This is a genomic window from Vibrio taketomensis (assembly GCF_009938165.1).
Taxonomy (GTDB): Bacteria; Pseudomonadota; Gammaproteobacteria; order Enterobacterales; family Vibrionaceae; genus Vibrio; species Vibrio taketomensis.
On sequence record NZ_AP019650.1, the window covers coordinates 852,227 to 876,980 of the forward strand.

19 protein-coding genes and 3 pseudogenes are annotated in these 24,754 nt (G+C 43.1%); 6 read left to right on the forward strand and 16 right to left on the reverse strand.

Translation table 11 applies throughout. The features are described 5' to 3' along the window. Positions 1–38 precede the first annotated feature (38 nt). From Vt282_RS17625 to Vt282_RS17655, 7 genes and pseudogenes are all read right to left on the reverse strand, one after another. Positions 39–1,625: an ABC transporter ATP-binding protein gene (locus Vt282_RS17625; RefSeq protein WP_162048248.1), complete on the reverse strand. Its 1,587-nt coding sequence runs from the start codon at positions 1,623–1,625 to the stop codon at positions 39–41. Positions 1,626–1,627: 2 nt separating this feature from the next. After that, entirely contained in the window at positions 1,628–2,668 is a 1,041-nt protein-coding gene (locus Vt282_RS17630) for an ABC transporter permease (RefSeq protein ID WP_162064243.1), read from the reverse strand. Continuing rightward, positions 2,668–3,756, reverse strand: coding sequence for a microcin C ABC transporter permease YejB (locus Vt282_RS17635; RefSeq protein ID WP_162048250.1), 1,089 nt, complete (start codon positions 3,754–3,756; stop codon positions 2,668–2,670). The genes Vt282_RS17630 and Vt282_RS17635 overlap by 1 nt, the downstream gene beginning before the upstream one ends. Positions 3,757–3,766: 10 nt before the next feature. Further along, positions 3,767–5,584: an extracellular solute-binding protein gene (locus Vt282_RS17640; RefSeq protein ID WP_162064244.1), complete on the reverse strand. Its 1,818-nt coding sequence runs from the start codon at positions 5,582–5,584 to the stop codon at positions 3,767–3,769. 184 nt (positions 5,585–5,768) lie between these two features. Next, positions 5,769–6,287 carry an NUDIX hydrolase gene (locus Vt282_RS17645; RefSeq protein WP_162048251.1) on the reverse strand — a complete coding sequence of 173 codons (519 nt, stop codon included), beginning with the start codon at positions 6,285–6,287 and terminating at the stop codon, positions 5,769–5,771. Between the two features lie 94 nt (positions 6,288–6,381). Beyond that, entirely contained in the window at positions 6,382–6,852 is a 471-nt protein-coding gene (locus tag Vt282_RS17650; RefSeq protein ID WP_162064245.1) for a GNAT family N-acetyltransferase, read from the reverse strand. 63 nt (positions 6,853–6,915) lie between these two features. Further along, positions 6,916–9,273 (reverse strand): annotated as a pseudogene (locus Vt282_RS17655) (Lon protease family protein). Between the two features lie 235 nt (positions 9,274–9,508). Between Vt282_RS17655 and Vt282_RS17660 the strand changes: the two are divergent. The 4 genes from Vt282_RS17660 (at position 9,509) to arsB (ending at position 12,452) form a co-directional block, all read left to right on the forward strand. Beyond that, positions 9,509–10,003 carry a hypothetical protein gene (locus Vt282_RS17660; protein WP_162064247.1) on the forward strand — a complete coding sequence of 165 codons (495 nt, stop codon included), beginning with the start codon at positions 9,509–9,511 and terminating at the stop codon, positions 10,001–10,003. Positions 10,004–10,245: 242 nt separating this feature from the next. Further along, positions 10,246–10,869 (forward strand): esterase/lipase family protein, encoded by a 624-nt coding sequence (locus Vt282_RS17665; protein WP_162064248.1) that lies wholly within the window; start codon positions 10,246–10,248, stop codon positions 10,867–10,869. A 75-nt stretch (positions 10,870–10,944) separates the two neighbouring features. Beyond that, positions 10,945–11,301, forward strand: coding sequence for an ArsR/SmtB family transcription factor (locus Vt282_RS17670; RefSeq protein WP_415663455.1), 357 nt, complete (start codon positions 10,945–10,947; stop codon positions 11,299–11,301). 92 nt (positions 11,302–11,393) lie between these two features. Continuing rightward, positions 11,394–12,452 (forward strand): ACR3 family arsenite efflux transporter, encoded by a 1,059-nt coding sequence (arsB, locus tag Vt282_RS17675; protein WP_162064249.1) that lies wholly within the window; start codon positions 11,394–11,396, stop codon positions 12,450–12,452. A gap of 36 nt (positions 12,453–12,488) precedes the next feature. On the opposite strand, the pseudogene Vt282_RS21830 reads toward arsB, so the two are convergent. The 5 genes and pseudogenes from Vt282_RS21830 to Vt282_RS17700 all read right to left on the reverse strand — a co-directional run bounded on the left by Vt282_RS21830 (position 12,489) and on the right by Vt282_RS17700 (position 18,890). Continuing rightward, positions 12,489–14,527 (reverse strand): annotated as a pseudogene (locus Vt282_RS21830) (EAL domain-containing protein). A gap of 258 nt (positions 14,528–14,785) precedes the next feature. After that, positions 14,786–15,645: pseudogene (locus Vt282_RS17685) on the reverse strand (mechanosensitive ion channel domain-containing protein). 46 nt (positions 15,646–15,691) lie between these two features. Then, entirely contained in the window at positions 15,692–16,159 is a 468-nt protein-coding gene (locus Vt282_RS17690; RefSeq protein WP_162064250.1) for a DM13 domain-containing protein, read from the reverse strand. Positions 16,160–16,269: 110 nt separating this feature from the next. Then, positions 16,270–17,499, reverse strand: a complete 1,230-nt coding sequence (gene pepT / locus Vt282_RS17695) for a peptidase T (RefSeq protein ID WP_162064251.1) — start codon at positions 17,497–17,499, stop codon at positions 16,270–16,272. Between the two features lie 182 nt (positions 17,500–17,681). Further along, positions 17,682–18,890 (reverse strand): NupC/NupG family nucleoside CNT transporter, encoded by a 1,209-nt coding sequence (locus Vt282_RS17700; RefSeq protein ID WP_162048256.1) that lies wholly within the window; start codon positions 18,888–18,890, stop codon positions 17,682–17,684. Between the two features lie 508 nt (positions 18,891–19,398). Between Vt282_RS17700 and Vt282_RS17705 the strand changes: the two genes are divergently transcribed. Next, positions 19,399–19,620: a hypothetical protein gene (locus tag Vt282_RS17705; RefSeq protein WP_162048257.1), complete on the forward strand. Its 222-nt coding sequence runs from the start codon at positions 19,399–19,401 to the stop codon at positions 19,618–19,620. 62 nt (positions 19,621–19,682) lie between these two features. On the opposite strand, the gene Vt282_RS17710 is transcribed toward Vt282_RS17705, so the two are convergent. Continuing rightward, entirely contained in the window at positions 19,683–20,009 is a 327-nt protein-coding gene (locus Vt282_RS17710) for a hypothetical protein (protein ID WP_162064252.1), read from the reverse strand. 547 nt (positions 20,010–20,556) lie between these two features. On the opposite strand from Vt282_RS17710, the gene Vt282_RS17715 reads away from it, so the two are divergent. After that, on the forward strand, positions 20,557–22,554 hold the full coding sequence (locus Vt282_RS17715; RefSeq protein WP_162064253.1) for a methyl-accepting chemotaxis protein: 1,998 nt from the start codon (positions 20,557–20,559) through the stop codon (positions 22,552–22,554). 95 nt (positions 22,555–22,649) lie between these two features. Here the strand turns inward: Vt282_RS17715 and Vt282_RS17720 are convergent, their stop codons facing one another. From Vt282_RS17720 to Vt282_RS17730, 3 genes are all read right to left on the reverse strand, one after another. Next, complete coding sequence (locus Vt282_RS17720) at positions 22,650–23,021, reverse strand: MmcQ/YjbR family DNA-binding protein (protein ID WP_162064254.1); 372 nt, start codon at positions 23,019–23,021, stop codon at positions 22,650–22,652. A 323-nt stretch (positions 23,022–23,344) separates the two neighbouring features. After that, positions 23,345–23,974, reverse strand: a complete 630-nt coding sequence (locus Vt282_RS17725) for a LysE family transporter (RefSeq protein ID WP_162064255.1) — start codon at positions 23,972–23,974, stop codon at positions 23,345–23,347. Positions 23,975–24,177: 203 nt separating this feature from the next. Further along, complete coding sequence (locus Vt282_RS17730) at positions 24,178–24,534, reverse strand: hypothetical protein (RefSeq protein ID WP_232055195.1); 357 nt, start codon at positions 24,532–24,534, stop codon at positions 24,178–24,180. Positions 24,535–24,754: the final 220 nt, after the last annotated feature.

Genomic DNA, 24,754 nt, shown 5'->3' on the forward strand with positions numbered 1-24,754 from the left:
GCGCTTTCTATACCAAAACACTATTCTCTTAATGAAAACTAAGAAAGCGCCACCAGCTCTTGGGTATAGCTCTGTTGAGGTTGACTAAATAATGTCTGCGTTTCACCCTGCTCCACTATCTCACCATTGCGCATCACAATGGTGTAATGACAGAGTGATTTCACGACATGTAAGTCGTGACTGATAAACAAATACGTCAACTGGTGCTTAGTCTGCAAGTCTTTCAGTAGTTCTAGAATCTGTGCTTGAACCGTTCGGTCTAGCGAAGACGTCGGCTCATCTAGCAGAATGAATTCCGGCTTTAACACTAACGCTCGCGCGATGGCGATACGCTGCCTTTGACCACCTGAAAATTCATTCGGGTAACGATGACGCGTTTCTGGGTCTAAATCGACTTCTTGCATCACACTGACGATCGCATCATCGATTTGCTGCTCAGATAAATCAGTATGGACGTGCAAACCTTCACCAATCACCTGAGCTACCGACATTCGAGGGTTGAGGGCAGAAAACGGATCTTGGAACACCACCTGCATTTTACTACGATAAGGTAACATGCCTTTGCGATCGAGCCCTTGCAGCTCTTGGCCTTGATAATTGATTGAACCATTCGATGATACCAAACGCAAAATCGCCATCCCTGTTGTTGATTTACCGGAACCGCTCTCTCCCACCAAACCAATTGAATGCCCGCGCTTTAACTCAAACGCCATGTCGGTTACAGCTTTAACATGCGATGTAACTCGTTTAAACAATCCACTGGTAATAGGAAACCACACCCGCAATTGGTCCACACTGAGTAGTGACGGAGCATTAGCTTCAACTTCAACGGGTAGACCTTTGGGGTCAGAGTCAATTAGCTGCTTGGTGTAAGGGTGATTAGGCTGATTGAATACCTGCTGACATTCCCCCACTTCAACCAACTTACCGTTACGCATTACCGCCACACGGTCGGCAATTCGGCGTACGATGCTCAAATCATGGGTAATAAACAGCATTGCCATGCCCATCTCTTGTTGCAGTTGTTTGAGCAAGTCGAGAATTTGCGCTTGCACTGAGACATCGAGCGCAGTCGTAGGTTCGTCAGCAATTAGCAGTTCAGGCTCATTAATAAGCGCCATCGCAATCATCACACGTTGACGTTCACCGCCGGAAAGCTCATGAGGATAAGCGTTGATTTTTGCTTCTGGATTACGAATACCCACTTTGCCAAGCCATTCAATCGCCAACGCTTCGGCTTTGTTTTGGCGAACACCACGATGAATACCAACAATCTCAACCAGCTGTTTACCGATTTTGTGTAGCGGATTAAGCGAGACCATCGGCTCTTGAAAAATCATCCCGATACGTGCGCCACGAATGCCCCGCAGTTGGCGTTCGGTGCAGGCTAGTATATCGATACCATCAAACTGAATATGCCCATTTTGGTAATGAGCAGAGCCTTTCGGTAACAGCTTTAAAATTGAATTGGCGGTAACGGATTTACCTGAGCCACTCTCCCCAACCAAAGCGAGTGTTTCGCCGCGTTTGATATCAAACGACACATCAAAGGTCACTTGCTCAATTTTCTTTTGGCGACCAAATCCCACCGAGAGCGAATCAATAGTTAACAAGGTCTCTGTCATAATTATCTTCCTTGTTGGTGCGGATCAAATGCATCACGTACCGCTTCACCAATAAACACCAACAACGTTAGCATTAATGACAACACCACAAAGGCGGAAATACCAAGCCATGGTGCTTGCAAATTGGCTTTGCCCTGCGCCAACAATTCACCCAGAGAAGGCGAACCAGCTGGTAAACCAAAGCCAAGAAAGTCGAGCGATGTCAGAGTAGTGACTGAACCAGAAAGAATAAAAGGCATCATGGTTAATGACGCAACCATCGCATTGGGCAACATATGGCGTAGCATGATTCGGCTATCATTGACGCCCATCGCTTGCGCCGCTCGTACGTAATCAAAATTACGACAACGAAGGAATTCAGCCCGCACAATCCCGACTAAACTCATCCAGCTAAACAGCACCATAATACCCAGTAGCCACCAGAAGTTCGGCTCAACAAAACTCGAAAGAATAATCAACAAGAACAGCGTCGGCATTCCCGACCACACCTCGATAAACCGTTGTCCGAATAGATCAAGCCAACCACCGTAATAGCCTTGAGTCGCACCGACCACCACGCCAATCACGCTGGAAACAATGGTGAGCACAAAGCCAAATAACACCGAAATGCGAAAGCCATAGATGATTCGCGCCATCACATCGCGGCCTTTGTCATCAGTCCCTAGCCAGTTAACACTGTCCGGCGCTGATGGGACAGATCCTACAACGTTGTAGTTGATGGTATCGTAACTGAAACGAATCGGTGGCCAGATAATAAAACCGTTTTCTTCTATAAGCTCAACCACATACGGGTCTGTATAGTCCGCTTCCGTTTCAAACTCACCGCCAAAGGTAGTTTCGGCATATTGGTTGATAATTGGGAAATACCACTGTTGATCGTATTCCACCAGCAGTGGCTTATCGTTAGCAATCAGTTCCGCAAATAAACTCAGGCCAAACAAGATGGTAAAAATCCACAACGAGACGATGCCTCGTTTGTGAGCTTTAAATCTATCCCACCGAGCTTGATTAAGAGGGTTACGCATTTTCTTCGTTTTTGTCATTAGCGAGCCTCAAAGTCGATTCGAGGATCAACCCATGTATAGGTCAAATCAGAAATAATACTCAAGATAAGCCCAAGTAGCGTCATGATATACAACGAACTAAAGACCACTGGGTAATCCCGTTGAATGGTGGATTCAAACCCTAGCAGACCGATCCCTTCTAGTGAGAACATCACCTCAATCAGCATTGAACCGGTGAAAAAAATACTGATAAAGGCACTTGGGAAACCAGCAATAATGATCAACATCGCATTACGAAATACATGACGATAAAGAATGCTGCGTTCGTCTAGACCTTTCGCTCGTGCCGTCACGACATACTGTTTATTGATTTCATCAAGAAATGAGTTTTTTGTCAGCATGCTTAAAGTGGCAAAGCCACCGATCACCATCGCCAAAATAGGCAAGGTTAAATGCCAAAAGTAATCTGCGATCTGTTGATACCATGTCATTTGGTCAAAATTACTCGACACCAAACCACGCAGTGGGAACCAACTGAAGTAGTTCCCACTGGCAAACAAAATAATTAGAATAATCGCAAATAAAAAGCCAGGAATGGCATAGCCGACAATGACCAGCGCACTCGACCATATGTCAAAGCGCGTACCGTGGTGAATCGCCTTCATAATCCCGAGCGGAATCGAGATCAGATAAATGATCAATGTGCTCCACAAGCCAAGCGAAATCGAGACAGGTAACCTTTCGACAATCAAATCAATCACATTGCCGCCTTTAAATAGGCTTTCGCCGAAATTAAAGGTGGCGTAGTTTTTCAGCATGTCGAAGTAGCGCTCAAGTAGCGGCTTATCAAAACCAAATTGCTTTTTGATTGCTTCTACAACTTCCGGATCTAAGCCTCGTGAACCTTTGTATCCCGTCACCGAAGCTTCGCTACCGATATCCAGATCTACTTCACTACCACCGCCAGCAAAGCGCTCCATAATACCGGAGTTTTGACCTTCAAGCTGCGCGATAGCTTGCTCGACTGGTCCACCCGGAGCAATCTGAATGATAAAGAAGTTGATGGTGATGATCGCCCATAGGGTCGGGATCACCAACAACAAACGTCGAAAAATATACGCAGCCATTCATCCCTCTTTAACGGCGTTTTTCTGGTAACAGTTGGCTCTTGTCTTGTGAAATCCACCAAGTATCAATACCTAGGTCATATTTTGGCATTTCACTTGGTCGCTCAAATTTATCCCACATAGCCACTCGATAGGTCCCTGAGTGCCACTGTGGAATAATATAAAAGTTCCACTGCAATACACGGTCAAGCGCACGACCGAGAGCTAATAAGCGTTCTGGGTCTTGCTGTGCTTGTAAAATTTGCTCTGTCAGCGCATCAACGACTGGAGACATAACCCCCGCTGTATTGTAAGACGAGTCAATGTATTTAGAGTTCCATGCAATCAACAAATTTGGGCTTGGGTATGGATTAGCCGAGTATGGCCACGACAGCATATCAAAATCGCGGTCACGAAGACGCTTAATAAACTGAGTGGTATCAATTGAGCGAATCTTCATATCAATACCCATGCGTTTCAAGTTTTTCTGCATAGGGATAGCAATTCGCTCGGTCGTCGGGCTGTATAACAAAAATTCAAACGCTAACGGTTCACCCGTTTCAACGTTGGTCATTACTTTGTTTCTCAACTCCCACCCTGCTTCTTTCAGTAATTTGAAGGCGGTGCGCATTTGACTACGAATACGGCCAGAACCGTCAGTAACCGGCGGTTGATATTCCTCGGTAAACACTCGAGCAGGAATTTGGTCTTTATACGGCGTTAGGATTTCCACTTCTTGCGCTGAAGGCAAGCCTAATGCCTCATAATCGGTGTTTTGAAAGAAACTGCGTGTGCGCTGATATTGGTCGTAGAACATATTCGAGTTCATCCACTCAAAATCCATTGCGTAGTTAATCGCTTCGCGCACTTTTGGATCTTTAAATACCTCACGTTGAGTGTTAAACACAAACGCCGCTGTACTCTCCGGTTTATGATGGGGGATTTCTTGTTTAACAATGAAACCTTTGTCAAAATTTTGCCCGGTATAAGAATTCGCCCAGAACTTAGCAGAGGTTTCTAAACGGAAATCAAATTCCCCCGCTTTGAATGCCTCAAGCATTACCGTGTCATCACGATAATAATCGTATTGAGTTTGCTCAAAATTATAACGACCAACGTTGACCGGTAAATCTTTAGCCCAGTAATCGTCCACCAATGAATAGGTCACGCTCTGCCCGACTTTGTAGTCAGTGATCTTATAAGGCCCGCTTCCAACTGGCGGTTCTGAGAGAGGCTCTGAAAAATTGCGTTCTTGCCAAAAGTGTTTCGGCAAGACTCGAGTTGATTGGGCAAAACTAAACATCTTCTCGCGATTCGGTTGCGCCATTTCAATTCGAACGAGATGATCATTGACTGCGGTAACGGATTTGATGTCTTGATAATAAACACGGTACTGCGGCACGCCCTCAGTCATAAACTTATCAAATGTAAACACAACGTCATGAGCCGTAATTGGCTTACCATCATGAAAGCGCGCTTTGGGGTTTAATTCAATTTCCATCCAAGTGAAGTCATCGGAATAACGCACTTTTTGAGCAATCAAAGGGTAATAGGCATCAATTTCATCACTTGGACTAAACATGAGCGTGTCATAAAGTTCACCCGAACCACGAGCGGCAACACCGCGAGAAGCATATCGGTTAAAATTGTCGTATGTACCTACTGCACCATAGGTAATTTTGCCAAATTTTGGCGCATCAGGATTAACATAATCAAAGTGCGTGAAGTTGTCTGGGTACTTGGCATTACCAAACCCGACCAAAGAGGTGCTTTCAATAACAGCGGATAAAGCGGATGAACTGACTAGCGAAATTACGCTGCCCAGCACAAGGCGTTGAAACGTCCCCATAGCTACTCCCTTAGCATTTATTCTAGTTTTATAATTCAACTACTTGAGTAAGTATATACTGAAAATCCTCTTCGGGCATGATAGGCAACTAAATTCTCTGCATGTTCAGCAATTTTAAAGATGTAAAAAAGCCTGCATCTTGGCAGGCTGATTGAAACACGTAACTTGAGATTGTTTGTGTATATCACAACATCTCTTTCACGACTAACTGTAGTAAAAAGGTTTCTCGCTCGATGCTCATTCCCTTCTTCGGGCTTTCTGCCATCGTTTTTTCATTGTGCGTAATGGCATCATGGATATTCATCCACACCGGGCGCATGCCATTTTTAACTTCATAATCTTCGTAAGCGGTTTCACCTAATTCACGGTCGACCTTACAGGTGTAACAATATGACGTCATATGCATCACATCAGCATCATCCTTATACCACGGACGAAACTCTTCATAGATACCAAACGGTTTGATGCTATGAATATTACGCGCACCAGTCTCTTCTTCGAGTTCTCGTACCATACCCGCGATCACATCTTCATCAGGATCGAGACCGCCACCAGGAATGGTGTAATCGTGATAGCGCTCTGTATACAGCAAAAGAATATCTTCACCATCAATAACGATGGCTCGCGCAGCATGGCGTTGAAAGATACTTTTGCCATCTAGGTGTTCAATCTCCGGATGGATGGTGGTATTTAGATGTCTCATAAGTACTGCAGAAACTTTCGGTTGGTGATACTCAGTTGCGAAATAGTAGCACAATCCTCGTGCAGAGCTCCACCAAAGGTCACTAGGTAGTACTTCACTCGATAGAACGTCGCATAATATGCTGCGGTCCTACACTTCCCCCCGTATACAGGTCGCCAGTATCAACAAATCCTGATTTCAAATAGCAGGCTTTGGCTAGGTCATTTCGGCAATTAACGGTGAGATAAACAGCGCTCTTACGTTTATATGCATGGCGAGCATAGTTAACCAGTTCGTCGAGAGCTTGAGCCCCATACCCAAGCCCCTGAAACTGTTGAGCAATAAAATAAGCACGCAAACCTAAGCCATTTTTCGGACAAAACGCATGCTCATACCAATAGCAAATATCCAATAGAAAGAAACCCACGACTTGGTCTTTGTGCACAACCACATGGGGATGAACCGTATCAGAAACCATCCCAAGAATCTCATCCAAACTACCAACAAACTCCAGTTGTTGAGCGGTTACACCCAATTGCTCGAGCTGTGGATAGTGTGCCTCTCGTAAAGGCTCAATTGATAGCATAGTCTTCCCTAAAAGTTACCAAGTAAAAGAAATAGGCTCTGAGAACAGAGCCTATTTGTGGGCTTATTTACGAAGGGCGTTGAGTTTGGCTTGGGCGATACCATAAATGGTATCAATTGGATAACTGCCTTCATCACTCGGTGTACCCGCAGGTTTACCGGTGAAAATTTCAATCGCCTCAGTCACATGATCAATTGCCCAGATGTGGAATTCACCTCTTTCAACCGCTTTCACCACATCAGGACGCAGCATTAAGTTGTGCTTATTGGAACGTGGAATGATCACCCCTTGCTCAGAGTTACGCCCTTTTATTCCACACACATCGAAAAAGCCTTCGATTTTTTCATTCACCCCACCAATCGGTTGCGATTCACCAAATTGGTTCATTGACCCCGTTATCGCTATGTCTTGACGGTTAGGCTGTTTGGAAAATGCGGACACCACCGCACAAAACTCAGCCATGCTGGCACTATCGCCGTCTACTCCACCATATGACTGCTCAAAGTGATTGTTGTCGTCAAAGGCACTTTCGCGGTTTCCAAACGCTGATGAAAGATAAGCGGTTAAAATCATAACGCCTTTAGAGTGAATACTGCCACCAAGATCAACGCTACGCTCAATATCAATCACATCGCCACTGCCATAACAAGTTGTTGCGGTTATGCGGTTTGGTGCGCCGAACATGTATTCACTAGTGCTCAATACCGAGAGCGCATTGACCTGACCAATCGCAACGCCTTCTGTGTGAATTAATGTGGTTCCATTAATGAACCCTTCCATCACCGCATCTTTCAAGCGACTGACTCGTGACTCTTGATTTGCCAACGCTTCTTCCACATGGCTTGAACGAATCATATTGGCCTTCGCTTGTTTGGCGACATAATTGGACTCGCGCAACAGATTCGCGATATTGGCTGAGTGCAGCGAAAGTTTATTTTGATCGCCAGCAAGCCTTGAGCTGTGCTCAATAATGCGTGCAATTGCTTTACGATCACAATGCAGCATATTGTTGTCGTGCACCACACTAGAAATAAAACGCGCGTAATGCATTTCTGAATCTTCAGTGCGCTTCATTTCATCTTCGAAGTCTGCGGTCACTCTAAACAGCTCGCTGAACTCCGGATCATAGTGTTGTAACAATTGATAGGTGCGATAATCGCCAAACAGAATGATTTTCACATCCAGTGGAATCGGCTCTGGATCAAGGGAGACAGCCCCTGTAAGCGTGAGTTCTTTTTCTAACGAGGTAAAACTCAATTGACGAGAGCGCAAAGCGCGTTTTAATCCGTCCCACACGTAAGGCTGCTCTAACACCTTCTGCGCATCCATCAGCAACACGCCACCGTTGGCTTTATGCAAACTACCTGCACGAATCAAAGAGAAATCGGTAAATACGGTGCCTTTGTAGGTCGCCGTTTCAATAGAACCAAATAAGCTATGGTAGTTAGGGCTTTCTTCTACTACGACGGGAAACTCGCAAGCCTTGCGATTGACTAAAATGTTTACCTTGTAGCGGCGCGGCAGTTTTTTATCGAGAGAGGCAGCCGCGATTTCTGCTTGTTCGTTGCCTTGCTCAAGGAAGATATCGGCATTCTCTACGATGTCTTTTTTTAGCTCCGACAAGTAGGTTTTGATTTCGGTGTACTGTGAGTAGTCTTCTTTTAACTGTTTGATAAAATGTGCAATAACGTCAAGCGTGACATCGTCGTTGAGTTTTTTGATTTTCTCGCTAAATGTCTCTTCCCACTCCGTTAGCTCACGTACCATGTTCCGCAACCGGACTTCTAACTCATCGATTGCGGTGCCAAATTGCTCCTGCTCTTTGACTGAAAGTTGATCGAAACTTTCTTCCGTGTGGAGTTCTTCACCATCCATTGCAACAAATTGATAATCACCTTGCGTCGTTACGGTCAGGCTAATCTTGCGCTCTTTCGCTTCTTTACTGATCGCCTCAAGCTCTATCGCTTGTTTTTGCGCCAATTGCGCTTTCAATTTTTCTGCGCGGCTAATATAGAGCTCGTTATCAAAAGCCAGTGGCATTGCAACCACCAGCTTAGCGATCATTTTTTCGATATCTTGTTTAAACGTCTTACCGACACCACACGGAAGCTTCAACACCTTTGGCGTGCGATTATTCGAAAAATCAGAAACATAACACCAGTCATAAAGCTCAGACGTATCACTTTTATGACGATGTAAGTAGCGCAAAATCATTGTGCGTTTACCAAGCCCATTTTGCCCTATGGCATAAATGTTATAGCCTTTTTCTTTAATCGACATGGCAAACTCGACCGCCTTTTGCGCGCGTTCTTGCCCAACAATTTCATCGATTGGTGGCAAATCCTTGGTCGATTTACTAGGAAGCTGGTTTAGCTCCGTTGAATGATATAGTTGACTCGCTTTTAGCTGTTCAATCGCCATGAGTAATTCCTTAATGCAGCGCTTGTCATAATTCACATTGTAGACCAAATCCATTTACATTTTAGTGACTTAGACTGTAATCATGTCTTATTTCTCATAATTTTGATGCCGTTCTCATCTGACTCAGCATCGTTTTTATTGAAATTAATTCTCAATTGCATTTAAATGATAACAATTATTATTAGCGTAATGCTCTCTCAACTAAACGGCCGTGAAGAGACAGGAACCACACAAAATGAATTTACAACAATGCTGGAATCACTATGTGAAAGCAGAAGAGATGTTGAAGCAGGGTCACTGGCCTGAAGCACAATGTTTGTACGATCAAGTCATGCATAATATGCCAACATATATTCAGGAAGCACTGCAAAACCAAGAGACTAAGCCATGCCAATTCGCTTGTTTAGTCAATGGCTATCGTGATGCGGCAATTGCTCATTCACAAATTCTTAATCACCTTGGCCAACACCATTCAGCGTTTGATACCCTCAACCAAGCTTATGCGTTAGTGCAATTTATCTCTATAGAATCGAGTTCTCTCGTCAACGCAACGCGTAAACTATTGTCCCGCACCAGTAACGACTTGCTGCACCACATCAGCTTATTCTGTACCTCACAACGAGATGCCAATTGGATGCTAGAGCTTGAACTGCTACAAAAAGCGCAGCACTATTTTGATAGCCACAACCTGATGAGCCATCACTGGGCTAACGAGCATGCGTTAAACTGACAATATGACTAAGAAAATGACTGTTACGCCAAAATTGGTGAATAATTTTTATGATAAATGGTTTGTACTGTATCTCTACACCGAACATCCATAAAGGTCACCAAGCGCTTACAACTGTTTATATTCGTCCTAGTGATAAAGCACAAAATGGCTAAAGCGTTGCAATAAAGCCATTGATCTGATTTGCGTTTTGTTTTTATGATTTGATTATCAATCGTCAGTTTCTACCCATGGGAAAGGCAATGAAAATCATCATATTACACGGACTGTATATGCATGGCGTCGTGATGCAGCCGCTTAGCCATAAACTACGCAAGATGGGTTATCAAACCAAAGTGTTAACCTATAACACGGTAGCGATTGACAACCAAACGCTCTTTCAAAAAATGGATGAGGCCTTATCTAGTACCATGCCAAACGTTCTAGTTGGACATAGTCTGGGTGGCTTGATCATAAAAAACTATTTAAGAGCAAGAAAACCCTCATCTCAAACCATTAGTCACGTCGTCGCCATCGGTTCTCCAATTCGCGGTGCTTCTATTGTTGATCGAATTAAACAGCTTGGCTTTTCCAGTATGCTGGGTAATTCAACGGAACATGGCTTATCAATGCATGACGACACATGGGAAATGCCACAAAAGCTTGGGTGTATTGCCGGTACGTTACCTGTTGGTGCACGAGCGTTACTCATGATGGACAACTCCATTGCATCTGACGGGACCGTGACGCTAGAAGAGACCATGATTGATGGTATGACTGACCATATCCACACACCGAGTTCACATACCAGCCTAATCTACAACTCGTTCGTACCTAAACAAATTGACAATTTCATCCGTTGTGATTGCTTTCTACATAGCATATAACAAGTATTTCCATAATTATCGAATTAACACTATTGATCATTTGCTTGGTTACGCTTAATATATCGCCATTCGACGATGTACTATTATTTAGCAATGATGAACTGTAATACTGACTGCGCGTCACTACTTAACGCTGACGATACACAACTCGAGTTAGAAGCTCGATTTGCCGCCCAAGCCAAAGCGCTTTCTCACCCTGCTCGCGTTCGCATCCTAAAAACCTTATTGGTTCTCGAAAGCGTTGGCGGTTGTTTAAATGGCGACCTCGTTTCCCAGTTAGGTTTGGCACAATCAACAGTGTCTGAGCATCTGCGTATTTTGAAAGCTGCCGGATTTATCACCGCAGAACCAAATCCGCCGAAGATTTGCTACCGCATTGATCCCGCGGTGACCAAGGAATTCATCGCTTTATTTGAAAAAATTACCGGCTAAGTTTTCTGTTCGAGCATCACCATTTTTGTCGTAATGCTCGACATTTTTTGCCTTTAACTATCGTCAATCGACGATTATCGAGGATTAATTTTATGACTGATGTTGCTCTATCAACGCCGAAAGCCAAAATGAGCTTTTTGGATCGTTACCTCACTTTATGGATATTTCTTGCAATGGCTATTGGTGTCGGAATCGGTGCACTATTCCCTCAAGTGGCCGAGTGGAACCAAGCAATGTCTGTGGGATCAACCAATATTCCATTGGCCATTGGCCTTATTCTGATGATGTATCCGCCATTAGCTAAAGTGGATTACAGCTTGTTAGGAAAGGTAAAGAAAGACAAGAAAGCAATCAAACTGTCACTGTTTATGAACTGGATTGTTGGCCCTATCCTGATGTTTGTACTAGCACTCACGTTTCTTGGCGATCATCCAGGGTACATGGTCGGCATCATTTTGATTGGGTTAGCGCGTTGTATTGCGATGGTACTGGTTTGGAATGATATCGGTGGCGGTAACAAAGAATATGGCGCAGCATTGGTTGCGATTAACAGCGCATTCCAAATCGTGACTTATAGTTTTATGGCGTGGCTGTTTATCACCGTGCTACCTCCTTACTTTGGTTACCAAGGTTTTGCCGTGGATATTTCCATGCTGGATATCGCGGAAAGCGTATTCATTTACCTAGGTATTCCTTTCTTAGCCGGGTTTCTAAGCCGTAAGTTGCTAGTGAAAGCAAAAGGTGAGGCTTGGTATAACCAACATTTTATCCCTGCAATTTCACCCATTACATTGATTGCACTACTCGCAACCATCGTTTTGATGTTTAGTTTGAAAGGGGAAATGATTCTTGAACTGCCAATGGATGTATTCCGAGTTGCCATCCCTCTAGCGATCTATTTCGTATTGATGTTCTTTGTAAGCTTTTTTGTTGGTAAACGCATGGGTATTGAATACGATAAAAACGCATCCATTGCCTTTACCGCGACGGGTAACAACTTTGAATTAGCGATTGCCGTATCGATTGCTGTATTTGGCTTGAACTCAGACCAAGCGTTTGCAGGCGTGATCGGTCCGCTAATTGAAGTACCCGTTCTTATTGCACTGGTTAACGTTGCGTTGAAGCTAAAAGAACGTTATTACCAACGCTAGTATTGATGAAAAAAGAGGGCGATACGCCCTCTTCTTCTAGTATTGATTGGATTTCACTTCGAATAAATTCAATGCTCTGATTTCACTAAACGGCATTGGCTTATAGAAATAGAAACCTTGAATTAAGTTGATATTTTGCTCGCGCATAAAATCAATCTCTTCTTGTCGTTCTACCCCTTCAACCACAATTTCCGCACCGGTGACCCGTACCAGTTGACTGGTTAGGCTAAACATCTCTTTACCGTTTTTCTGTTCTAAGTTCAGCACCAACGAACGGTCAATTTTTACTTTATCGAATTCATAACGGCTTAAGTAACCGATAGAAGAATAACCCGCACCAAAGTCATCAAGTGCGATGCGTATCCCTTTACTTCTTAGCTCTTGGAGTACCGACCAAGTATTCACTTCATCTTGAATCAACAAATCTTCAGTAATTTCAAACTCCACCTGACTGAATGACAAGCTACTCTTTTCAATCATGCTTGTCACAATGCCAGCAAAGTTATCGATCAAAAACGTATCCGGAGAAATGTTGATGGAAACTTTAAACTCTGGGTTAGTCGCCAGAGGACTCACCTCATGCAGAGCCTGTTTCACCACCCATAGATCCAGCTCTGAAGTTAATCCCAGCTTTGCAAAACTTGCCAAAAACCAAGGTGGCGTGATTTTCCCATCATAACTTCTATGACGAATGAGTACTTCCAGCGAGTTCACTTGCTGCTGGTTCATATCGTACTGAGGTTGATAAAACAGTACAAATTCACCACTTTTTTGCAAGGTACTTATCTGGCGTTGAGCCAGCAAGTTAGCACTCATCTGAGGTAACACACCAATTACCGAAGGGCTATTGCCAAGGTCTTTGTAATTAAAGAAATTATCTGACAACCCTTTAGTAAAGATCGCATTTGTACCGGCTACTTTATCCATCTGTTTGAAAAACGGTAGATAAATGGCGATGCCAACCAACACAATCACCAATTGCAGTAGCGGTGCTGCACAATCATTGCCTGTCGCCATGTAGCCACTAAAAAACGCAGGCGTCATCCAGCTAATAAATGTCGAAACGGGCGCAACCCAGCCCAATGATGTCGCCACAGGGCTAATCCCGCCATTGGAGCCAACAAAATGGAATGATTAATACTGGGTTAAAGATAATTGGCAAACCAAATAAAATCGGTTCATTGATATTGAAAACACTCAATACCAACGTTGCCATCGCCAGAGTTCGATAACCTTTGTTTTGGGTAAACAACAGCATACATAACACCAGGCTAAGCGTATTACCCGAACCACCGATGCCAGCATAGATATCATAAAAGTTACTGGTCAAGATTGGCAGTTCAGTGCCAAACGCTTGGTGCATCTCATAGCTTTTAAGCGAGAACTCATAGAGCTCACTCTTTAACGGAGCCAAAATAATATGGCCGTTAACGCCCATGCTCCAAAAAAGGTTGCGCCCCAGTTCATACAAAAGACCATCACTGAGTGAGTATTCATCTAAGCTCGGAATCAATTTCACCAATTCGGTAAAAGATAGAATCCAGTTTTTTAGTAAATAACCAGCACCGGCGTACAGTGCAACCATAAAGATACACGCACCCACTAAGTTTATGGTTTGATCCACCACATTTGGCAGTTCACTCTCCATAAACAATCTCTTGCGCTCCAACAATTGGGTAGTCTTACTGACTAAAAGAGGAATAATGATCGCAAGCGGATAGTTAGTAGGAATAAAAGTCCCCGGATGCAGCATACCCCACTCATGACCTAAAATTACGTAGATCAGAAGCGATGGCGTAATAACATTGGTACGCGATGTTTTATGCAATGTCGCCAAAAACTGGGAGTAATAGACAACCAGTAAAATCGGGAACAATTTCCAAATTAGGGTACTTGCTAGAAGGATTTTTTCTGCCAAGCCCTGCAAGCCAATCACTGCTAAGCCATTTCCAAGCAGCATACAAAATGCAGAAATCAAACTGATCGGCAAAAGCATCAAAAACATTACATAAGCCATTGATGTAACTGTTCTCTGACGTATTCTCAATAAAACGATAGAGAGTTTTAAAATTCATGTTGGGCTTTTTCTCATTATTTGCGTTATGCAAGCCATGCAAATAGAAACGCCGCTCCATTATTCCTTGTGGTACCCCGAGAGAGAGGTGGTTGGTCTATCAACGCGCCAAACTGACTGCCTATCTTCACTATAAGCATGTAGAGTGATATATAAGCAAGCAGGCGCACGGTACTCTCAATGGAAGCAAACTTCCATTGAGATAATTTATTGAAACGATTAATAGTTTTACGCAAACGCTTTCGTGAAAGATCTTCGTTTAAATATCCGAAATAAGTTCTGAATTTTCATTAAATTGCTTTGCATACAATACCATAAAGTCATTTCGTATCAGTTGTTCAATATGGTTTGCTTGCTCGGTAGGACAAAAGATCATTACGTGAACATTTTGCTCACCTGTCGGTGTGCTGTTGATGTGGATATGGGGCTCTGAGCCGGGTAAATCAACACCAGCGTGACGCTCGATGATAGAGTTGTATCGTCTCGCTACTTCGCTAAATGTTTGGCAATGTTCTTCAATTTGATGAGTAAGCTCTGGCAATAATGGATATAAGTTAACAAAGTCTCTCACTACAATCGAAAAATCGTGATACACATAGCGCTTCATAAAGTTCAGATTCTTAACTGGGTAAGTAAAGAACATGCTATTGGGCAAGGTCGCTGTTTTTCCGGTAAAATGGTATTGACCATGATATAGGTCGATCTCTTGAATCACGGTTGCCATCATATTGTGCTCGATCACTTCACCACATAACTTCCCCACCTCTATCCAGTCACCAATACGAAAAGAGCGAGAACTCGCGCGCTGAATTGAACCAGTAAAACATAAAATAATTTCTTTGCTGGCTACCACAACAGCGACGGCTATGGCGGTTAAAGATAAAGCGAACTCATTGATTTCAGACTGCCATAGAATAAACAACAGTATCACTATCGTGGAAAATGAGCCGTTTTTGGTTCGTGACATCCATTTGCGTTGATTCTCGGTCAGGAAAGCAACATCTCCACGAATCTTTGACAACACGACACGGCGAATTAAAGAGATAAAAACGATAATAAGGATAGAAAAACGGTTTTATGATTAAGAAGAAAATCGATTACGGCTTGTACTTTCTCCACGCGTTACCCTGTGTGTGGTTTAACCTTACCTGACTTAGCGATAATGCTATCTATATTGCGCTGATGTAATAAATTCACCAAAACTTTCACACCATACTATCACCGTATTGTACTCTGCAACATTAACCGCTTCTGGCAAATTGAAACTAAACCGATCGAAAGTATTAATATCCCCAATCTGAATCATCGTGTCCTTGTATTGGCTAAAGTTAGCCTCTGTCTCGACAAATACCGGAGAAAGGTAAAGTTTATAGTCAGGTCCAGGAGCAATTTCACCTGAGAAGACGATTTGTTTATCGCTGATAGACACTGTCCCTTCTCCCCAGTGAAGAAAATCACTATCGATACGCTCTTTATCAAAAGTCGCGCTATACAAAGCATGCTCAGAAATCGCTTTGATGTCTTCCATTGGAGGTGACTCAGGTTGAGTCAAAATAGGCAGGGTGTAAATACCAAGCGCAAAGCCTGCTACCGCAAAAACAAGATGGGAAACAACCAGTAAAAGGATTCTCATTTAATGCTCCTAGGATTGAGTCTACCTCTCAATCCTAGTGCATAGACCCGAGTAACATCAAGCATCTACCCCGGTTTGAGTGAGCTTATCGTGACTCAGGCAACATGATCTTATCGATACGCTTTTACTGTATTTTCTGCCAGTTTTACAATCACATTCACCGCTTGTTGCATACCTTGTACGGTAATGAACTCATGAATACCGTGGAAGTTATAGCCACCAGTAAAAATGTTCGGACACGGCAGCCCCATAAACGACAATCTCGCCCCGTCTGTGCCTCCACGAATCGGCTTGATCATTGGCTCGACATCACAATCCATCATTGCCTGTTTCGCTAACTCGATCACATGAGGATGAGGCTCAACCATCTCACGCATATTCTGATAGCTATCAGTAATGACGAGCTCAACTCGACCACGGGTTAACTCCGCGTTAAGCTGGTCAGTAATGCTTTGCATAAACGCTTTTCTTTGCGCCAATCCTTCGCTATCAAAGTCACGAATAATGTAACCAAGCTCACTTTTCGCCACAGACATAGACGCTGATTTCAAGTGATAGAAGCCTTCATAGCCCTCAGTGCACTCCGGCGTCTCTTCTGCTGGCATCATAGTTTGAAAGCGAGCTGCGATAGACATCGAGTTCACCATTTTATCTTTAGCAGTACCTGGATGGACGTTTGTGCCATAGACTATGACGTCTGCACTTGATGCGTTAAAGTTTTCGTACTCCAATTCGCCAACCGGACCACCATCAATCGTATAAGCCCATTTAGCGCCAAATTTCTCTACATCAAATAAATCGGCACCGCGCCCTATTTCTTCATCTGGGGTAAACCCAATACAGATATCACCATGCGGCAACGACGGGTTAGCGATCAGCATTTCGATAGCAGTAATGATTTCAGCAATACCTGCTTTATTATCTGCGCCTAAGAGTGTCGTTCCGTCCGTTACAATCAAATCGTGACCGCGTAACAAATTCAAATCCGGATATTGATCAGGAGAAAGCTGTTCACCACTCGTTCCCAGCGTAATCACGCCACCTTGATAGTTTTCAACCACACGCGGGGTGACGTTTTCCCCAGAAGCATCTGGAGCCGTATCCATATGTGCAATAAAACCAATTGGTGGAACATGAGTTTCCACGTTACTCGGCAAGCGGGCCATTAGGTAACCATGTTCATCTAATGACACATCACTCAAACCTAGCTGCTCAAGCTCTTTTTTTAGATACAGGGCAAATGTCATTTGCCCTTCACTACTCGGGCATTGCTGATTACTTGGATTTGATTGTGTATCGAAAGCGACATAACGCAAAAAGCGGGAAACTAGATTATCCATAACTATAACTTCTCTAAAAACTGCGCACTGTTGCGCCAAGACAGTTAATACTAGGGCGATAATGGCGAATTACTTTGATTTAGGTAAGTAAATTACCCAGTTTCAGTTTATTTTTGTCTGCGTGTTTTCTTGAGATGAAAAAAAACGCCGTACAAGACGACGTTTCAAAAAACGTAAGCGATTTACAGTAGGAAGAAGATCCCCGCCAAGCATGCACTCATTAGGTTCGCAAGCGTACCAGCTGCTACTGCTTTTAAACCAAGATTTGCAACTTCAGAGCGACGGTCTGGTGCGATAACACCGATTGAACCAAGCTGAATCGCAATTGAGCCAATATTAGCAAAACCACAAAGCGCGAAAGTCACGATAACTTGTGTTAGCTCAGAAAGCTGTTGCTTGTGCTGAACAAAGTCAATGAAGGCAACGAATTCATTCATTACAATCTTCTGACCAATGTACGAACCCGCCATCAGCACTTCGTTTGTTGGTACACCAATAATCCAAGCAAGTGGTGCAAATAGGTAACCAAAGATACCTTGCAACGTAATGCCAGAGAAACCCGCTAATTCGCCAAGGTTCTCAAGACCAGTGTTAACCATTGCGATTACTGACACAAACGCAATCAACATGGTACCGACAGCAACCGCAACTTTCATGCCGTTCATCGCACCGCTTGCTAGCGCGTCAATCACGTTACTATCTTGCGCTTTATCCATCTCGATCTCAGTTTGATCAACTGGAACACCTGTCTCAGGAACAATGATTTTTGCCATCATTAAGCTACCTGGCGCAGCCATAAAACTTGCTGCGATTAGATATTTTAGATCAACGCCAAGACCCGCGTAACCACCTAGAACACTGCCTGCTACCGATGCCATACCTGCTGACATAACCACAAACAATTCAGAGCGAGTCATACGTGAAAGGAAAGGACGGACTAAAAGAGGAGATTCACCTTGAGATAGGAAGATGTTGCCTGTTGCCACTAATGACTCAGCTTTACTGGTACCAAGGAAACGCTGAATACCACCACCGATAAACTCGATGACCTTTTGCATAATGCCAAGATAGTAGAGAGCAGAAATTAGAGCACTGAAGAAGATGATAATAGGAAGGACGCGAACTGCGAAAATGAAACCAGAATTGGCGAGATCGCCGAAAAGGAATTTGATGCCTTCATCAGCAAAAGAAAGAAGACCCGCAACACCATTACTTAAACTGCCCAGAGCAGCTTGCCCCCACGGGAAATAAAGTACTAAGGCTGCAAAGCCTACTTGCAAGAGCAACGCCCTTGAAACTGTTTTCCAATTGATCGCCTTACGACTCTCAGATAACAGCACTGCACATCCGATTAGGACTAATACACCGATCAAACCAAAAATTACGTTCACTTATGATTACCTTTACAAGCATTGAATTAACAGCTGGTCCTGTCCTTGGGGTCATTCACTCGTCCATGTGACGGCTTGTAATTGGTAGGATAACACCCATAACCGGGCGGCAAGTATAGCGATAGTTTCGAGATAATCATCACATTTTTTCACGCAAACGTTCAGCCGAATAAAAAAATCACGCAAACGTTTTACATCATAATCCACCACCTAATTTGTTGAATCGAGATCACATTTCACTATAAGAATTGGTTAAAAATGATATTCATACTGGCGAATATTCAACTTCATTTCTAAGGTTAAACAAGTTAATGAGCATCTCCTTGCGTTCACAACAAACGTCAGTAATACATTAAGATACAACTACAACAACCTTCTTGCCCCGTATGTCTCGGGGCTCTTTTTGGTTCAAAATTTAAGTTCATCAACTAAACATCAATAGCTTATCTAAAAAGTTGATGATATATTCAGCACAATACGGTTAAAGCAGCCGATCGCTGGTGAATTTATGAGAATCGACAACGCCATATACAAGCCATACATACAGCATAATTTGAAAGCTGCGACTGCATTCATTGATCAAAGCTTAAAAAATCAGAGTGATAACCTTCACGCGTCACTCAATCAACATAATCAAATTCAAATCCGCAATGAAGACGGTGTCGTGGTAAAAACTTACCAAGGCGAAAATGTGGTCAAAAAAATGCACCACATCGATGAATATGTTTAGCCAGAATTCCATTGAAAACGAGCGTCCAATGGACGCTCTTTTTTATTCACGGCAAATAACTGTTATTCAGTAATCACTTTATGTTCGCTTGGCGGCACAACGACATCTGTCGGAAGGTCTGGCACTAAAAACCACATTTGTAGTGGGTCTTGCTTGAAAGCCGAACCATCAATGTAGTGCCACTCACCTGCTCTATTCTTCAACGCCAGCAAATATGACGTACTTTGAATCTTTTGCTGCTGAATTTCCATGAGTGTCTGAGTCGGTACGAATATCGCAATTTCATCGCCGGCTTGATATGCCTGACCGAATTCACCAATTTGGTAATCATGAACCTTTACTTGCAATTGCTCAAACTTGCCATATGTTTCAACGAGTACGGCTTGCATTGTTTCTCTGCTTGCCATTTTTTGGAAAATCGAATCATGAGTTAGGTTGAGAACACTTTCTACATCGTGAGTCTCAATCGCTGATTGCAGTGTATGAATATCTTGTTTTATCTGCTGAACGTCTTGTTGCGAGAGTGTGAGCGCAAAAACCGATAACGGAAGTAAACTGATACAAAAAATGAATGATCTAAAGCTTTTTCACTGCACTACTTTCCTTTGATGCAAATGGTGTTTCAAGATAAATGTGAGAAAATTGAGTATAGCGATCAATAGGCTCACTAAAGGCGGCATAACTTACCACTCATCTCTACCTGCTTGCTATGTATAAAACTCAATGCATTACTGTATCGAGACCTCACTCACAAGCTGCAGCAAAAATATAGATATCAAAGTCGATGAAAGGCGTATCCACATACCTTGAGGAAAATCACAATATAGCAATTTTAATGGCATTAAATTGCCAATATCGCTCATTTACACATACGCAAAATTATTCCCCCAATACAATAACATTATATGTTTGCTATCGCGTCAGGGAGATTAGACAATGCAGACCATAATACGTCGCTTTCCACTCTATATCATCGTGTCTCTTGTTGTAGGTATACCACTGATTATCAGCATTATTTTAGCCATACAGGATATTGTTGAGTTAAACCACAAGTCACGAACTGCATTACAAGATGAACAACTCGTCAAACTGGTTATCCATTATGACGACCTTGCACATAATCTGGCCGTAGAAAGAGGACTGACCGCTGGTGTTCTCGGTAGTAGAGGCGACCCGCAAATCGTCAAAAACTTGCAAAACCAACGCAATAAAGTCGATAACGCTGTTAACGATTTACAAAATTTCTCTTCAGAGCTTTTGGATAGCCAACTAACCCAACGTCTAGCGAAAGATGTGTTTTCTCAGTTAACGCAACTCAATCGTGTAAGATCTGGCGTAGACAAATTAGCCCCCGAAATTCCGCCATTTAACTATTACTCTAACCTTAACCAATTAATCATCGACAATGTCGGTATCCTAATCAGTAGAAGTGAGAATTCAGATCTGAGTACTTTAGGCCAATCGCTGACGGCCGTTATTGTGATGAAAGAGCGTGCAGGACAAGTTCGAGGCGCGCTCAACGGAGTGTTTGCTCGCGGCAGCACAACCCCTGAAACATTTGCCAGCATCAAAGGCTATATCCAGTCTGGAGACGAAGCAAAGCGTGCGGCTGAAATCATTATGCCCCAAAACTTTATTCAACAACTGACTCAATTGCAGCAGCAGAGTGCGTGGCAAAGCGTGGAATCGATACAAGCTCAATTTCTATCACAGAGTGATGACTTAACGAGCATCGAAGGCCCTAAAGCCACGGAGTGGTTCCCAATGGCAACAGCGCGCATTGGCTTACTTAACCAATTAAGAAATGCGATTCAAGCTGACATGCTTTCTTATTCTACTGCAGTTTCAACACAAGCCCTACTCAATCGCAATATTCTATTTGTCTCTACGATAGTTAGTGCATTAATCATTATTGTATTGCTATTTTCAATCGTCTATAACTTGCGCCATCGAGTCGGTCATATTAAAGATGATCTCAACACCATATCTGAAAACAAAGACTTAAGATTAACAGTTAACAGCGAAGGCCGAGACGAAATCGCGTCTATCGCTCACAATCTAAACAAGCTGATTGGCAACTTAAAACAGTTACTTCTCGAAGTAACAAAGACCAATGACCATAACACTGAGCGTCTCGTTCGTATCGTCAGTTCTTCCGAAGAACTTGAAAAAAGCAGCCTAGCAACGATAGCCAAATGTGACAATATCGCCACAGCAATGACTCAACTCGCGCAATCAAGCATTGGCATTGCAGAATCCGCAGAGCGCGCTATGCAAGATACGTCAGCGATGAATCTTCGAGTAGAAGATTGTCAAACCCAAAGCAAACGCTCGTTTGATTCAGTACAGAGCCTGACAACACAAATAGCCGCTACGGAACAATGCCTGACAGAGTTAGCGGCTGACACCCAGAGCATCAGCCAGATTGTTGAGACAATAAATGGCGTCTCTGAACAGACCAATCTACTAGCATTAAACGCTGCAATTGAAGCTGCTCGAGCTGGCGAACATGGTCGTGGCTTTGCAGTGGTCTCATCGGAAGTACGTGACCTTGCACAACGTAGCCAACAAGCAACGGAAAATATTGAAAAGCTACTGGCTAAAATTAGTGAGAAAACACAATTTTCTGTCGACAGCATGACGAAAAGTAAAGCGGCCAGCGACGCGACATTTGAGGCAGTCAAACACGTAACAGACAGTGTCGCGATGCTTGAAACCAGCATCGAACAGGTCAATAGTCACATTAACTCTATCGCTCAATCCACCACCGAACAATCTAAAGCGTGTGAAGCAATCGACCAAGATGTAGATATTCTTAACGAAATTGCCCATCAAACCAGCAGCCAAGCGGACGCGTTAAATCATGTGGTCAACGGCTACCAAGCAGAAGCCGACGCGCTAAAAACGCAGTTAGACGAGTTCAAACTAAGTTAACTGTAGCCATACAGAAAAACCATGTAAAACATGACAGACCAACCCATTGAGTTGGCCTGTCATACTCAATTAACCTCAAGGTGCTTGGGTATAATTCATTGAGCCTTTGGTGCGATTCCTAACTCTGCCTGCACACGCTTTGGCAAGCTTTGCGACACCATGCGATAAGATTCAGACAAGTAGTATTTTAGTTCTTCATCTAAATCACCCGCCGTATTAACCTGCTGTATCCATTTCATACCACGACTCGCAAAGTAAGGTGCCGGAATATAGCCTTCATGTTCACGAAGAAAATCGAAATTCATATCAGATGTTTTAAACGTGAAAGCTGGCTTTTTGTTTTTACCCCAGCCTCCTATCGCAAATACCTTACCGCCAATTTTCCACACGTGAGAATCGCCCCATTGCATCACGTACGTTGTTGAAGGAAGTGTTCGACAAAACTGATTAAACTCATCGTAAGTCATACTTATTACTCTAACTGCCTTGCTTATATATTCATGTATACTCAAGTGATTTCAAGATGCAGAATTCAGAGCATTGTTACTGCTTTGAGTTTAAGGAAAACTACGAAGTGAAATAGCCATCTATTTTCGAGTAGTTTGACGCAAAAATCGAGGCAGTAACTTGCTCCCAAAGGGCGAGTTGACTTGGCTCGCATACATCGTTAACGATTTTTGATTTAGAACAACTAGATCTTCAAATCATTGCCTTGTCTGCAATCCAAGTCATTCTCGCTGAACCTCGCACCTTGAGGTTACTTGAGTATATTCTCAGATACTTGGTTATGCTAAGAAACCATAACCTTAACGCCAAAAACGGTAAACAAACCACCGGTTATATAATCTATCGCGCCCGATAACCTTGCGTATACACGCTTCGCTGCATGATGTGAAAATGCAACTGAGAGGAACACATGCCAACAGAGCGTAATACAAGCCATGGTGATCATGATGGCTGCGATCATTTCTAAGTCCATCTGCTTTGGCATGGAAACGCTAAATAAACTCACCACAAAGAAACCTGTTTTAGGATTTAAGATACTGGTAATAAATGCGAGTATAAATACTTTTTTACGCGTTATGACGGGCAAGGGATGAGCGTCGCCCAATGCATTTAACCGGTTATATTTGCGAGTTAAATAAATCTGTCGTATTCCTAAATACAGCAAGTAACAACCGCCTATTACCTTCATACCCGTTAGCAATTGAGGAAAATAGGTAAACAGTATAACGAGACCGGAACCGCCAAAGAATGCCCAAAAAAGAGTTGCCGTACTCACACCAAACGCTGAATACATGGCTAACTTGCGATCATAATGCAAAGCGGTATTGATGGTTAAGAGAACGTTAGCGCCAGGTGTAACCGCCGCCAACATCCAGATCAGCGCAACATGCAGTAGAACAAATAAAACATCCATATTTATGTACTTACAGAACCCGAATATTGGGTAAACACACGATAGCAAACCAATGCAAACGAAACAATTGGTTCACCGCCGCCTCAATCACAGATATATACCAATAGCGGATGTTTGAAAACCGGGGAATCCGTGTAACCGCATAAAGTGGTGAACAACGTGACCGCCCAACCCTAAACCTTGCCATTTGCACTGAAGCGTTTTTAGGCTAATTTCCCACCGAAAACTTGGTATGTTGGAAAGTGTTCATTGTCATCATACAGATAACGCAATGCCGAAACTTCAGGTAACAAATTTCTACGATTTCCCCAATTGTAAACATGACTATCAATAGGGACATCACCACCAACATTGTTAATATTTGAGGAATTCAATGCTGGTGAATGTGTATAAATTAGCAGCTTTTCAGCAATTGAGATTTGCCTACTCCATTCATCATTTGAAATTTGTTCATTCCCGGCAAATCGACCAACATAAACTTTCAAACATTCCCGAATGCCAAATGCTTTGTTTGTAAGACGCCTTACCGATATAAAGCAAGATATTGGAACCATATACAACGTGCGTTCCGTAAACCTGATATAACCCATAATCGCTTTGTTGGTGCATTTGCTTAATCTCTTCGAGCGAAAATGGACCATCCCATTGAACATGTATTTGTTGAGTAATCATCTTTTTCACATCTTAATTTCACAAAATATTCGTAATATGCAACCGAGTAGCCTAACGCCCAACAAAGGTGTGAGGCACGCAATACCGTAGCTACCGCATACCACCTTA

Bases quoted from the DNA above. Each gene is read 5' to 3' on its own strand.
- Vt282_RS17625 (WP_162048248.1), bottom strand. From the start codon at position 1,625: ATGACAGAGACCTTGTTAACTATTGATTCGCTCTCGGTGGGATTTGGT.
- Vt282_RS17630 (WP_162064243.1), bottom strand. From the start codon at position 2,668: ATGACAAAAACGAAGAAAATGCGTAACCCTCTTAATCAAGCTCGGTGG.
- Vt282_RS17635 (WP_162048250.1), bottom strand. From the start codon at position 3,756: ATGGCTGCGTATATTTTTCGACGTTTGTTGTTGGTGATCCCGACCCTA.
- Vt282_RS17640 (WP_162064244.1), bottom strand. From the start codon at position 5,584: ATGGGGACGTTTCAACGCCTTGTGCTGGGCAGCGTAATTTCGCTAGTC.
- Vt282_RS17645 (WP_162048251.1), bottom strand. From the start codon at position 6,287: ATGAGACATCTAAATACCACCATCCATCCGGAGATTGAACACCTAGAT.
- Vt282_RS17650 (WP_162064245.1), bottom strand. From the start codon at position 6,852: ATGCTATCAATTGAGCCTTTACGAGAGGCACACTATCCACAGCTCGAG.
- Vt282_RS17660 (WP_162064247.1), top strand. From the start codon at position 9,509: ATGAATTTACAACAATGCTGGAATCACTATGTGAAAGCAGAAGAGATG.
- Vt282_RS17665 (WP_162064248.1), top strand. From the start codon at position 10,246: ATGAAAATCATCATATTACACGGACTGTATATGCATGGCGTCGTGATG.
- Vt282_RS17670 (WP_415663455.1), top strand. From the start codon at position 10,945: ATGTACTATTATTTAGCAATGATGAACTGTAATACTGACTGCGCGTCA.
- arsB (WP_162064249.1), top strand. From the start codon at position 11,394: ATGACTGATGTTGCTCTATCAACGCCGAAAGCCAAAATGAGCTTTTTG.
- Vt282_RS17690 (WP_162064250.1), bottom strand. From the start codon at position 16,159: ATGAGAATCCTTTTACTGGTTGTTTCCCATCTTGTTTTTGCGGTAGCA.
- pepT (WP_162064251.1), bottom strand. From the start codon at position 17,499: ATGGATAATCTAGTTTCCCGCTTTTTGCGTTATGTCGCTTTCGATACA.
- Vt282_RS17705 (WP_162048257.1), top strand. From the start codon at position 19,399: ATGAGAATCGACAACGCCATATACAAGCCATACATACAGCATAATTTG.
- Vt282_RS17710 (WP_162064252.1), bottom strand. From the start codon at position 20,009: ATGCAAGCCGTACTCGTTGAAACATATGGCAAGTTTGAGCAATTGCAA.
- Vt282_RS17715 (WP_162064253.1), top strand. From the start codon at position 20,557: ATGCAGACCATAATACGTCGCTTTCCACTCTATATCATCGTGTCTCTT.
- Vt282_RS17720 (WP_162064254.1), bottom strand. From the start codon at position 23,021: ATGACTTACGATGAGTTTAATCAGTTTTGTCGAACACTTCCTTCAACA.
- Vt282_RS17725 (WP_162064255.1), bottom strand. From the start codon at position 23,974: ATGGATGTTTTATTTGTTCTACTGCATGTTGCGCTGATCTGGATGTTG.